Below are 12,437 nucleotides of genomic sequence, written 5' to 3' on the forward strand. Positions count from 1 at the left end.
CACCGACGGCTGCCACCCGATCCCCCCCGGGGGCGGCGAGGGGGGTTTCCCGGCCGCCCTTGGCCGCACCGGACGGCCCGGCCATGTCCGGCCGGTCCGACTCCGCCGTGACGCCGCCCACGCCGGGGGTGAAGCGCTCAGGGGTCCAGTCCGTGCCGCTGCGCACGGCAGGTCGGGTGGTCCGGTACGGGGCGCCGGCGNGCCGGCGCGGCCCCGCCCGCCGCCTGGTCGGCCGTGGTGCTGCGGTAGCCGCCCGCGTCCGTCAGCCAGCCGACGCCGAGACCCGCCGCGGCGACCGAGGCCGCGGCCAGCGCCACCGGCCCGGCGACCCGGGCCCAGCGCCACCGCCGTCCCGGCCTGGTGTGTCGTTCGGGGCGGGTGGCGGTGCCGGGCGGGCGGTTCGACCGGGTGGGCTGGGCTGGTACGCCCGCCGTCGTCACGCCGCGACCCGTCCGGCCGGGCAGGTGATCGGCGGCCGGGGCGGGGCCGGCGCCGGCGAGCGCGGCGGTGATCCGGTCGGCCACCGTCGCCGGCATCTCCGGCNGCGGGCTCCGCCGCCCAGGCGGCCAGATCGGTGTGGACCAGGTCCGTCGCGCGGACCAGGGCGTCGTACGCCTCGCCCCAGGTCGGGTCCTGCTCGACCAGTCCGGCAACGGTGGCGTGCTCGGGCGTGCCGTCCAGCGCTCCGCCGAGGTAGTCGGCGAGCAGGTCGTGGTCGACCTCGCTGAACTCCCGGGAACTCACGGCTCCTCCTGGCTGACGTCCGGCCGGGCGCGTCCCGACGAGGATCCGACGCCCTGCGGCGACCGACGGTTCCCTGCGGTGACCGGGGGCACGTCCACGGGTTCGTCCGAGCCGGTGCGCAGGTGCCCGAGGAGCACGGCGAGCCGGGCCCGCCCTCGGGCGCACCGGCTCTTCACCGTCCCCTCGGCGACGCCGAGCATCGCCGCCACCTCGGCCACCGGGTAGCCCTGCACGTCCACCAGGACCAGCGCGGCCCGCTGCTCCACCGGCAGGGCCGCGAGCGCCTGCCGGATCACCAGCGCGGTCTCGTGGTCCCGGGCCGGTGCGGCCGGTTCCGCCCCGCCGGTGTGCCGCCCGGGCTCCCCGTCGGTGTGCACCCCGTCCGGCAGCGGGACGGTGGCGTGGGTCTGTCGCCGACGGATCCGGTCCAGGCACGCGTTCACCACGATCCGGTGCAGCCAGGTGGTGACCGCCGAGTCGCCCCGGAACCGGGCCGCGGCGCGGTGCGCCGACAGCATCGCGTCCTGGAGCGCGTCGGCCGCCTCCTCACGGTCACCGATCGTCCGCAGGGCCACCGCCCAGAGCCGGTCGCGATGCCGGTGGAACAGCTCCGCGAAGGCGTCCCGGTCGCCCGCGACGTGGGCCCGGAGCAGCTCCAGGTCGGTGCCGGCCGCCGGTCCGCCGGGACCCGCCATCACCACGCCCGGGGGAGGTGGTGCGGAGGGTACGGCGGACGGCTCACGAGCCCTGGACCGTGATCTCCTGGACCCCGATCTTCCAGCCGCTGCCGTCGTCCTTCCTCGGCAGCTCGGTGACCCAGAAGAGGAGGTACTGGTATTTCTGGCCGGGCTCGAAGCCGTTGAAGGTCATGGTGGTGCCGTCGTGGTCCTCGAACGGCTGCCCGACGATGGAGTAGGNCGCAGCTCGGCCGAGGCGCCGGTGGAGGAGAGGGTGGCCTGCAACGACTTCACCGTGTGCGGGGCGCCCAGGTCGACCCAGATGCCCATGCCCTTCTTGAAGTTGCCGAAGTTGGCCGAGGTGTAGGTGTCGGTCTCCCAACCCTTGTCGGGATCACCGTCGATCACCTTCTCGGCGTCCTCCAGTTCGTCGCGCTTGCTGCTGTCCGGGTCGATGACCCGGACGTCCTGGATGGTGAGCTTGCGGGCCGGCGCGACGACCTCGCTGTTGCCGCCCGTGGCGGGCGGGCTGCTGGTCGGCTGGGAGACCGGCTCCTTGTCGCCGTCGCCGCCGCCGAGCACGCTGATCCCGACGAGCAGGCCCACCAGGGCCACCGCCAGCAGACCGGCGATGCCCAGGGCGACCCGGCGACCGCCGGCCGCGGCGAGCGGCGACGGCTCCTCGCCCGGGTCGGCGGTGAAGCGCAGCGGCCCGGCCTGCTCCAGGAACTGCTCGTCGGCCGGGATGTCCAGCCGGCTCAGCTCGGCGGACAACACGTCCGACGAGGGCGGCGCGATCTCCGGGTCGAGCAGGTCCATGGTGAGGTCGTCGAGGTACGCCGGCACGCCCGCGCGTACCTGCCGGGGCGCGGCGATGGCGCCGCTGGCGTCCCGGACGGCGTCCGGGAGGGCCGCCCGGCCGTGCCCGGCGGTGGCGCCGCGCAACGGCGCCTCACCGTGCGGCCAGTGCCCGGTCAGGGCGTAGTAGAGCACCCCGCCGACGGCCCGCAGGTCGCTCTCCTGGCTGTCGGCCCCGTCGGTGCGTGCGTCGGCCAGCACCACCCGACCGTCGTCGCTGATCATCACGGTGCCGGGGTGGAGGTTGCCGTGCACCATGCCGGTGGCGTGCACCGCGGCGAGCGCGCTGGCGACGGCGTTGCCGATCGCGGTGGCGCGCGCCGGGTCCAGCGGACCGTCGGCGACCATCTCGCGCAGCGAGTGCCCGTCCACCCACTCACGGACCACGTAGGCCCGGGCGTCCTCGTCGATCGCGTCGTAGACGCCGACCAGGTTGGGGTGGATGACCCGGCTCGCCGCGACCGCCGCCTGGAGCATCTCGGTGGCGGAGTCGCCACCCGGGTAGCGGAGGACCACTGCGACGGGGCGGCGCAGCACCACGTCGACTCCGCGCCAGACCAGCCGGCCCGCGCTGTCGTTGTTGATGTGCTCGACCAGCTCGTAGCGTTCGGCGAGGAGCTCACCGACCGTGGGAGCACCGAAGGTCACGACCGCAGGGGAACTCTCCTCCGCTTCCTGACCCTCGCCGACCTGGGTCACCCGTCCTCCCTCGGTGATCGTGTCGATCGATGGACCCGTGCTGCTGGGCATGTGGCTTCCCGCTCTGGCGTCGGTGGAACCGGCGCAGCCGGCGTCGACGCCCACGTCGGCACCGCCCGCACCCGTCGAGTGCGACCTTACCCGGGATGCCCGGTTCTCCGACATGTCATCTTCCCGCTGTCGCCGGTGGGAAGCCAGTCGACGCGGGGCCGGCCCGGGTCGCGCCGCCCACGACGGGCGGCCCACCCGGACACGCACCGACAAATCTAGAGGTTGACGGCAAGCGGTCGGGCGCAGGGGCGTCCCGGTGTGTTCCCCGCCCCGGCCTGGGCACCCTCATCCGTACGGTTGGTTGTCCACAGGCCGAGAGGCCCACTCAACGGCGGAATTCCAAGTTATCCACAGCCGTATCCCCAGCCTGGTGATCCTCGTTCACCGTCGGTCACCGTGGCTCCGACTCAGCGCCCGAGCCGCCGCCGCACCGTCCCGACCACCTCGGTGATCTCACCGATCCGCAGCAGCAGGGCCAGCCCGAGGTACGTCCCGCCGATCACCGCGCCCCCGACCACCAGTTGCACGGCGGCGGCGGACCAGCTCAGGTTCGCCGGATCGCCGGGGAGCACCGCGACCACGAGCAGGCCGACCAGCGCGGCGCCCAAGGCGGCCACGACGACCCGGCCGAGGGTCCGCATGATCCCGCCGAGCCCGATCCGGCCCACCCGGGGTCGGAGCAGCATCGCCGAGACGACCGCCGCAGCGAGGAACGAGACGGCGTTGCCGAGCATCATCCCAGCCGCCGCGAAGGTGTCCGAGAAGATCAGGAAGAGACCCACCTGGAGCAGCACGCGCAGCGCCACCACCGGAATGTTGATCAGAGCCGGGGTACGGGTGTCCGGCAGCGCGTAGAAGGCGAACGTGAAGAGCTGGCTGATCGCGAACGGCACCAACCCGACCGCCGCGACCAGCAGCACCGTCGAGGTGGCCACCGCGTTGTCGCCGGTGAAGGCGCCGTAGCGGAACACCACGACGGAGATCGGGCCGGCCAGCACGGCGTAGCAGACCGCGATCGGGGCGAGCACCGCGGTGACCATCCGGGTGCCCCGGGACAGGTCGGCGGTGACGTCGGCGAACCGGTTCTCGGCGGCGGCCGCGCTCATCCGGGGCATCAGCGCGGTGATGATCGACACCGCGATGATGCCGTGCGCCATCATCAGCAGCAGGAAGACGTTGTTGTAGATCAGCAGGCCGGCGTTGTCGCCCCCGGCGGCGCGGGTGAGCAGGTTGACCACCACGAAGAGGCCGAGCTGGTTGACCCCGACGTAGCAGAACATCCAGCCGCCGAGCCGGGCCAGCTCGCGCAGGCCGAGCGCGCGGAAGTCGANTGGACCGCGACGCCGAGCAGGGCGCCGCCACCGACCAGCAGGATCTGGCCGCCACCCATCTCCCGCGGCTCGATCGCCTTCGCCCCGTAGATCAGGATGTACAGGCCGAAGGCGCTGATCACGACCAGGTTGTTCAGGATCGGCGCCCACATCGGGGCGGCGAAGTGCCCCCGGGTGTTCAGCACCGCGGCGATCAGCGCGCTCAGCCCGGTGAAGAACAGCATCGGCAGCATCAGGTACGACAGGTTGGTGACCAGACCCTGGTACGCGTCGTCCTTGCCGCTGGCGTAGACAGCCGTCAACGCCGAGGCGCCGGCCATGACGAGCAGCGCCACCACGGCCAGCGCCAGCACGGCCAGCGTGAGCAGCCGCTGGGAGTACGCCTCGCCCCGGTCCGGGTCGCTCTTGCGCCGCCGGACCAGCACCGGGATCAGCACACTGGTGAGCACGCCACCCAGCAGGAACTCGTACACCTGGTTCGGCAGGAACTGCGCCGTGGTGAAGACGTCGCCCACCGCGTTGCCGAGCGCGGCGCCGACCATCAGGTTGCGGATGAAGCCCGTACCCCGGCTGACCAGGCTGCCGACGGCCATCACCGCGCTGTTCGCCGCGGCGCTGGTCTCGGCGACCACCTCCTGCGGCGGCGCGACCGCCTCGACGCCCGGCTGGTTCAGCGGCTCCGCCGAGATGAAGGTCGCGCCGTCGTCCGGCGGCAGGCCGCCGCCGTGCGCGTTCGCGCTGCGGTACAGCCCGCCGCCGCTCATCTCCCAGCCTCCAAGGGGTCCGTCGGAACCGGGCCCGGCCGGCCCTGCACAACCGGAACCTTAGTCAACCTCGGGCCGTTACCCGCGCCCGGCGCAGCCGATCCACCCCCGGCCCGATAGGCTGGCGCTCCCATGTCCGAAGCCTCCGCCTCCGCCGCCGATCGCCGTGAGCTGACCGCCGCGCAGCACAACGCCGTCGCCGAGCTGCTCCGTGTCTCCCCGGTCGCCGACGAACTGGGGCGGCGCTTCGCCCGAGCCGGACATGAACTGCACCTGGTGGGCGGGTCGGTCCGGGACGCGCTGCTCGGTCGGCTCGGCAACGACCTCGACTTCTGCACCGACGCCCATCCGGACCAGACCGTGAAGATCATCCGGGGCTGGGCCGAGTCGATCTGGGAGACCGGGCGCGAGTTCGGCACCATCGCCTGCCAGCGCGACGGCCTCAACCTGGAGATCACCACCTTCCGGGCGGAGGTCTACGACCAGGTGANGACTTCACGGTCAACGCGATGGCGGTGAGCCTTCCCGACCACCGGTTCACCGACCCATACGGCGGTCTGGTCGACCTCGCCGCCAAGATCATGCGTACCCCCGGCACGCCGCAGGAGTCGTTCCGTGACGACCCGCTGCGGATGCTGCGCGCGGCCCGGTTCGCCGCGCAGCTCCGCTTCGCCGTCCACCCCGACGTGCGCGCGGCCATGACCGCGATGGCGGCCGACCTGGACCGGATCACCGCGGAGCGGATCCGGGACGAGTTCACCAAGCTGCTCTGCGGTGCCGACCCGGTGACCGGGCTGCGCCTGCTCGTCGACACCGGCCTGGCCGAGCGCTTCCTGCCGGAGCTGACCGGCCTGAAGCTCACCATCGATGAGCACGCCCAGCACAAGGACGTCTACGAGCACACCCTCACCGTGGTCGAGAACGCCATGTCGCTGGAGGAGAGCGGCTGCGACTTCGTGCTGCGGATGGCCGCGTTGATGCACGACGTCGGCAAGCCGGGCACCAAGGCGGTCGGCCCGGACGGCCGGGTCAGCTTCCACCACCACGAGGTGGTCGGCGCCCGGCTCACCAAGGCCCGGATGAAGGCGCTGCGCTACCCCAAGGACGTCACCTCCCAGGTGGTCAAGCTGGTCGGGCTGCACCTGCGCTTCTACGGGTACGGCCGGGGCGAGTGGACCGACTCGGCGGTGCGCCGGTACGTCACCGACGCCGGTGACCTGCTGTCCCGGCTGCACAAGCTGACCCGCTCCGACTGCACCACCCGCAACCGGCGCAAGGCGGCCCAGCTCGCGGCCGACTACGACGCGTTGGAGGAGCGGATCTCCCGGATCGCCGCCGAGGAGGACCTGGCCCGGGTCCGTCCCGACCTGGACGGCAACGCGATCATGGAGCTGCTCGGCGTGCCGCCGGGGCCGGTGGTCGGCCGCGCCTGGCAGCACCTCAAGGAACTGCGGCTGGAACGCGGCCCGCTGGACCGCGACGCGGCCGAGGCGGAGCTGCTGCGCTGGGCACGCGGCGAGGGCATCGTCGGCTGAACCCGTACCACCGCCCGCCGGCCCTTGTGAGGGGACCGGCGGGCGGGTGACGTCACGGGGCGACGGTGCTGCCGTCCACGGTGCTCTTGCCGTTGGTGTGCGCGCCGCCCAGCCGGGCGAGCAGCCCGGCCAGGTCGATGCCGGTCAGGTCGCTGCCGAGCTGGAGGCCCTGGGCGACGTTGCCGGCCACCGACTTGGTCAGCGACGAGGCGCCGTCGGTGGAGATGACGGTCATCTTGTCGATCGCGCCGATCGGGGCGCTCGCCGCGCCGACCACCTCGGGCAGGACCTTGACCAGCAGGTCGAGCACCGCCGCCTCGCCGTACGCGGCGAACGCCTCGGCCTTGCGGGCCATCGCGTCGGCCTCCGCCTGGCCCCGGGCCAGGATGGCCGCGGCCTCGGCCTGACCCTCCCGCTCGACCGCGTCGGCGATCGCGGTCCGCCGGCGCTGCTCCGCCTCACCTTCCTTGGCGCCCTCGATCGCGTTCGCCTCGGCCAGCGCGGCCCGGCGGGCCCGCTCACCCTCACCGGTGAGGCGGGACTGCTCGGCGACGGCCTGGGCGGCGGCGATGGTGGCCTGCCGCTCGGCGTCGGCGCGCAGCACCGCCGCGTTGCGGGCCGCCTCGGCCTCCTGCTCCACCTTGTACCGCTGCGCGTCGGCCGGCTTGCGCACCTCGGTGTCGAGCTGGCGTTGCTTCAGCTCGGCGTTGCGCTCGGCCACCTTCTGCTGCTCGGAGAGGATCGCCTGGTCCCGTTCGGCCTGGGCGAGCGGACCGGCCGCCGCCGACTTCGCCTTCGCCGCGTCGATCTCGGCCTGGATGGCGGCCTGCTTCAGCGACAGGTTCCGGTTCGCCTCGGCGATCGCCTCCTCGGCGAGCAGCCGCTCCTGCTCGGCGGCCTGCCGGGCGCGGGCCTCGGCGATGGCCGCGTCCTTGAGCACCCGGGCGGCCTCCGGCCGGCCCAGGTCGGCCAGGTACGACCCCTCGGCCAGGATGTCCTGGAGCTGGAACGTGTCCAGCACCAGACCCTGGTTGGTCATCGAGTGCTCGGCCTCCTCGGCGACCGCGCTGGCGAACGCGGCCCGGTCCCGGATGACCTCCTCGACGGTGAGCCGGCCGACGATCGAGCGCAGCGCGCCGGCCAGCACCTCCCGGGTGAAGTTGTCGATCTCGTCCTGCTGGTGCAGGAAGCGCTGGGCGGCGGCCCGGATCGCGTCCTCGGTGCCACCGACCTTGACGATCGCGACGCCGTGCAGGTCGGCGCGGATGCCCTGCTTGCTCACCGCGCCCCGGATGCCGACGTCGATGCGCCGGCTGGACAGGTCGAGCGACTGGAGCTTCTGCACCACCGGCAGCACGAAGACCGACGCGCCGAGCACGACCTTCTGCCCGGACATGTCGGTGGACCGGATGCCGTCGGCGGTCTGGGTGGTCCGGCCCTTGCGGCCGGTGACGATGAACGCCTCGTTCGGCCCGGCCACCTTGATCCGGGAGAGCACGAAGAAGACGAGCAGGACGGCGAGGAGGACCGCGCCGCCGATGGCGACGAGCAGGGGCATGGGGGTTCCCGTCTGTTGAGGGATTCAGTAGGTCTCGACGTGCACGCTGGTCTCGCTGAGCGCTTCGACCACGAAGATCCGGGCGCCGATCGGGATCGGCCCGTCGGCCCGGGCGTTGAGCTTCACCGGCTGGCCGGCCAGGCGTACCCGGACCTCGCCGTAACCGCCGCTGGGGATCGGGGTCACCACCAGGCCCATCGCACCGGCCAGGTGGTCGCGGGTGGGGGTGGCGTCGGTGCGCATGTTGCGGGCCGCGCGGCTCAGCCGGGCCGCCAGCCACGCGGTGGGCACGGCGGCGAACGCGCCGCCGGCCACCGCCGCCGCGATCATTCCGGGGGTACGTCCACCGAGCATCTCGTTGACGATCGCGGCGCCGAACCCGAACGCCCCGGTGAACCCGGCGACCGCCTCCAGCGACACCGGGCCGTCGACGTCCGGATGGCCGATGTGCAGCACGCCGGAGCCGAGCAGAGCGAGGGTCAGCACGCCGACCCCGGCCCCGCCGATGATCAGGAAGATGAGCGTCCCCGTGGCCACGACCTGCACGGTATCGGCCCGGCGCAACATCCACTGCGTCCAGCGCCCGTTCAGCTTTTGCTGAGTGTGCGCTCAGCGCGACACGATCGTCACCCCCCCCGGGGACCGACCATCGGTCCCGGCTGCGGCTGGCGAGGTTGGGGGAACCTCGCCCGTCACGCGACAATGGGCGGCATGCGTTGGACCGTGCTCGACTCCCCGATCGGCGAGTTCTCCGTCGGNAGGAGCCCGGCGACGACCTGGCCCGCCGGGCCGTGGCGGAGTTGCGGGCCTACTTCGCCGGCGAGTTGACCGAGTTCGGCGTGCCGGTGTCGGCGCCACGCGGGTCGGACTTCGAGCGCGCGGTCTGGCGGGAGATGACCCGCATCCCGTACGGGGAGACAACCACCTACGGCGCGGTGGCGAAGGCGCTCGGTGATCCAGGCGCGGCCCGGGCGGTGGGGGTGGCGTGCAACCGCAACCCGGTGCCGGTGATCGTGCCCTGCCACCGGATCGTCGGCGCGGGCGGCAAGCTGGTCGGTTTCGGCGGCGGACTCCCCCGCAAGGTGACCCTCCTGGAGCTGGAGGCCGCCGTAGCCCTGCGCCAAGCCTGGTCCTGACGCGCCCTCCCCAGGCACGCCCCGCCAACCGCGTTGATCATGAGGTTGGCGGCAGCTTCTGAGATCGACATCGCCGTCAACTTCATGATCAACGCGTTCGGTGGGGCGGGACGTGAGAGGGCCGGGTCCGTTTGGACCCGGCCCTCTGGTGTTGCTGTGGTCGGTGCGTCAGCGCTCGATTTCGCCGGCGATGAACGCCTCGACGGCGGCGTGCGCGTCGTGGTCGGCGTACTGCTCCGGCGGGGACTTCATGAAGTAGCTCGACGCGCTCAGGATCGGGCCGCCGATCTTGCGGTCCAGCGCGATCTTCGCGGCCCGGACGGCGTCGATGATGACACCGGCCGAGTTCGGCGAGTCCCACACCTCGAGCTTCAGCTCCGCGTTGAGCGGGGCGTCACCGAAGGAACGGCCCTCCAGGCGGATGTAGGCCCACTTGCGGTCGTCCAGCCACGGCACGTGGTCGGACGGGCCGATGTGCACGTCGCTCTTGCTCATCTCGTGCGGGATCTGGGAGGTCACCGACTGGGTCTTCGAGATCTTCTTGGAGACCAGGCGGTTGCGCTCCAGCATGTTCATGAAGTCCATGTTGCCGCCGAAGTTGAGCTGGTACGTGCGCAGCAGCTCGACCCCACGGTCCTCGAACAGCTTCGCCAGCGCGCGGTGCACGATGGTGGCGCCGACCTGGCTCTTGATGTCGTCACCCACGATCGGCAGACCGGCGTCGGTGAACTTCTGCGCCCACTCCGGGTCGGAGGCGATGAAGACCGGCAGGGCGTTGACGAACGCGCAGCCGGCGTCGATCGCGGCCTGGGCGTAGAACTTGTCGGCCTGCTCGGAGCCCACCGGCAGGTAGGAGACGACCACGTCGACCTGCGCGTCGCGCAGCGCCTGCGCCACGTCGGCCGGCTCGGCGTCCGACTCCTCGATGATCTCGCGGTAGTACTGGCCGAGACCGTCGAAGGTCGGGCCGCGCTGCACGGTGACGCCGGTCGGCGGCACGTCGCACAGCTTGATCGTGTTGTTCTCGCTGGCGACGATCGCCTCCGCGAGGTCCATGCCCACCTTCTTGGCGTCCACGTCGAACGCCGCGACGAACTTCACGTCCGAGACGTGGTAGTCGCCGAAGGTGACGTGCATGAGACCCGGGACGCGGTCGTTCGGGTCGGCGTTCCGGTAGTACTCCACGCCCTGCACGAGGGACGAGGCGCAGTTACCCACACCGACGATGGCGACGCGGACGGAGCCCATAGCGTCTGCCTCCTTCTTCTTCATCACGGCCGCTCTGTCCTGGACGTTCCAGGCGTGGGCGGGCTGTCGTTGTCTCCTCGGCCGCCGGTCGTCCCGGGTTTCGGGGCGGTCGGGGCCCGGCCGGAGCGCTCGTTGGCGATGAGCTCCTCCAGCCAGCGGACCTCGCGCTCACAGGCGTCGAGCCCGTGGCGTTGCAGTTCCAGGGTGTACGCGTCGAGGCGCTCGGCTGCCCGGCCGAGCACGTCACGAAGACCTTCGCGACGCTCCTCGATCTTGCGACGGCGACCTTCCAGGATCCGGAGTCGGGTGGCCTGGTCGGTCCGGGCGAAGAACGCGAAGTGCACGCCGAAGCCCGTGTCGTCGTACGTCTCGGGTCCAGCCTGCGCTATGAGCTGGGCGAAGCGTTCCTTGCCCTCCGCGGTAATGGTGTAGACCACCCGACCACGTCGGCTGGTCAGCGCGGGAACCTCCTCGGCGGTCGCGGGTGTCTCGGCGGCTTCGGTGATCCATCCCGCCGCCTGCAGCCGTCGCAGGGTCGGGTAGAGCGAGCCGTAGCTGATCGCCGCCCGGATGGCGCCGAGCTTGGCGGTCAGTTCCTTGCGCAGCTCGTAGCCGTGCATCGGAGCTTCCTGCAGGAGGCCCAGGATGGCGAGCTCGAGCACGGGCCATCCCTTCTTTCCCCCCGCGCGGAAGGCTAACCGCCGCGATGTATCGGACCGATACATCGCACGTTAGCGGACGCCGGTGGGCAGGGCAATTCCCTGGTTACGCGACGCGCCCATCACTGATCGTGACCGTGGTCGCCTCGGTTCGCCGGAGCGCGTACCCTTTGCCGCATGCGTACGCAGCGCCAGGTCGTCGACTACTCGCTCCAGAAGCGAGCGGTGCTGCGTGAACTCCTCGCCGGGCGGATCGGCACGTACGACGTCTGTGACGCCTCGCCGTACCTGAAGAACGCCGCCCGCTTCCACGGTGAGCCGACCGACCACCGCTGCCCGATCTGCCGTAGCGAGAACCTGATCCACGTCCACTACATTTACGGCGACGAACTCAAGCAGTCGGCCGGCCAGGCGCGTACCCGGGCCGAGTTGCCCGTCCTGGCCATGACGCTGCGTGAGTTCCAGGTGTTCGTGGTGGAGGTCTGCCCCGGCTGCGACTGGAACCATCTCGTCGAGCAGTTCCTGCTCGGACGGGACGGCCTCGCGGGCGAGGCGGACGCGACCGAGTCGGCCGCGGCCGACGGCTCCACCCCTCGGCGAAGGCGAGAGGCGCAACGGTGAACGCGGCTGTTCCGACCGCTGCCGGCCCGTCATCCGGGCGGCAGGCGCGACGGCCGTCAAGCGTGATTAGTCCGAATAGGTCGAATTGTACGGGCGCGCGTCGGCACGGTCGGCGGGTAGCGTCTCGTGTTCCAACTCACGGCAACCCGGTGGCGGCGCCCTCGCGCCCCACCGCGACCGGCAGGGTGTGAGGAATGAACTACGGCGATTCCAGTTCTTCGCGTGGCCGGGCCCAGATCCCGGGCCCGAACGGCGACCCCGGCTCCGAGCGGAGCCCGCGCGGGAACGGTTGGTCCGACGCCCCGGAGGGCACCGCCTCGGCGCGTGCCTCGGTCACACCGCGCGGCCCGGGCGGCCGGGCCTCCGTCGGCGGTGCCGCCCCGGTGCCCCGCGGTGCCTCGGGCTCGGCCTCGGTGGGCCGCGCCGGCGCGGGGCGGGCCTCGGTGCCCGTCTCCCCGGCACCCGGTGTCGCCGGGCGCGCGGGTTCCGGACGCGCGTCCGTTCCGGTCTCCCCGGCCGGCGGTCCCGCCGGTCGGGCCTCGGTGGGCGCGGCGGG

6 protein-coding genes and 5 pseudogenes are annotated in these 12,437 nt (G+C 72.4%); 4 read left to right on the top strand and 7 right to left on the bottom strand.

The genetic code is table 11. The features are described from left to right. Positions 1-740: 740 nt before the first annotated feature. The 3 genes and pseudogenes from sigM to murJ all read right to left on the bottom strand — a co-directional run bounded on the left by sigM (position 741) and on the right by murJ (position 5,124). Positions 741-1,439: an RNA polymerase sigma factor SigM gene (gene sigM, locus B1205_RS07075; protein ID WP_089154973.1), complete on the bottom strand. Its 699-nt coding sequence runs from the start codon at positions 1,437-1,439 to the stop codon at positions 741-743. 43 nt (positions 1,440-1,482) lie between these two features. Next, positions 1,483-3,029, bottom strand: a pseudogene (locus B1205_RS07080) (protein kinase family protein). 407 nt (positions 3,030-3,436) lie between these two features. Beyond that, positions 3,437-5,124 (bottom strand): annotated as a pseudogene (gene murJ, locus B1205_RS07085) (murein biosynthesis integral membrane protein MurJ). A 132-nt stretch (positions 5,125-5,256) separates the two neighbouring features. Here murJ and B1205_RS07090 point away from each other — a divergent pair. Then, positions 5,257-6,659: pseudogene (locus tag B1205_RS07090) on the top strand (CCA tRNA nucleotidyltransferase). 52 nt (positions 6,660-6,711) lie between these two features. Here the strand turns inward: B1205_RS07090 and B1205_RS07095 are convergent. Continuing rightward, complete coding sequence (locus B1205_RS07095) at positions 6,712-8,217, bottom strand: flotillin family protein (protein ID WP_089154836.1); 1,506 nt, start codon at positions 8,215-8,217, stop codon at positions 6,712-6,714. Positions 8,218-8,241: 24 nt separating this feature from the next. Beyond that, positions 8,242-8,784: a hypothetical protein gene (locus B1205_RS07100; protein WP_089154837.1), complete on the bottom strand. Its 543-nt coding sequence runs from the start codon at positions 8,782-8,784 to the stop codon at positions 8,242-8,244. Positions 8,785-8,928: 144 nt separating this feature from the next. On the opposite strand from B1205_RS07100, the pseudogene B1205_RS07105 reads away from it, so the two are divergent. Next, positions 8,929-9,353, top strand: a pseudogene (locus B1205_RS07105) (methylated-DNA--[protein]-cysteine S-methyltransferase). A 168-nt stretch (positions 9,354-9,521) separates the two neighbouring features. Here B1205_RS07105 and B1205_RS07110 read toward each other — a convergent pair. Continuing rightward, on the bottom strand, positions 9,522-10,601 hold the full coding sequence (locus B1205_RS07110) for an inositol-3-phosphate synthase (protein ID WP_089154838.1): 1,080 nt from the start codon (positions 10,599-10,601) through the stop codon (positions 9,522-9,524). A gap of 23 nt (positions 10,602-10,624) precedes the next feature. Continuing rightward, positions 10,625-11,263 (bottom strand): PadR family transcriptional regulator, encoded by a 639-nt coding sequence (locus B1205_RS07115; RefSeq protein ID WP_089154839.1) that lies wholly within the window; start codon positions 11,261-11,263, stop codon positions 10,625-10,627. Positions 11,264-11,437: 174 nt separating this feature from the next. Between B1205_RS07115 and B1205_RS07120 the strand changes: the two genes are divergently transcribed. Continuing rightward, positions 11,438-11,881, top strand: coding sequence for a DUF5318 domain-containing protein (locus B1205_RS07120; RefSeq protein WP_089154840.1), 444 nt, complete (start codon positions 11,438-11,440; stop codon positions 11,879-11,881). 194 nt (positions 11,882-12,075) lie between these two features. Continuing rightward, positions 12,076-12,437: pseudogene (locus B1205_RS31010) on the top strand (transglycosylase domain-containing protein); the annotation flags it as partial.

The sequence above is a fragment of the Micromonospora sp. NBS 11-29 genome, from assembly GCF_002140155.1.
Taxonomy (GTDB): domain Bacteria; phylum Actinomycetota; class Actinomycetes; order Mycobacteriales; family Micromonosporaceae; genus Micromonospora.

Excerpts from the sequence above, each read along its gene's own strand:
- B1205_RS07110 (WP_089154838.1), bottom strand. The coding sequence starts at position 10,601 with ATGGGCTCCGTCCGCGTCGCCATCGTCGGTGTGGGTAACTGCGCCTCG.
- B1205_RS07095 (WP_089154836.1), bottom strand. The coding sequence starts at position 8,217 with ATGCCCCTGCTCGTCGCCATCGGCGGCGCGGTCCTCCTCGCCGTCCTG.
- B1205_RS07100 (WP_089154837.1), bottom strand. The coding sequence starts at position 8,784 with ATGTTGCGCCGGGCCGATACCGTGCAGGTCGTGGCCACGGGGACGCTC.
- sigM (WP_089154973.1), bottom strand. The coding sequence starts at position 1,439 with ATGGCGGGTCCCGGCGGACCGGCGGCCGGCACCGACCTGGAGCTGCTC.
- B1205_RS07120 (WP_089154840.1), top strand. The coding sequence starts at position 11,438 with ATGCGTACGCAGCGCCAGGTCGTCGACTACTCGCTCCAGAAGCGAGCG.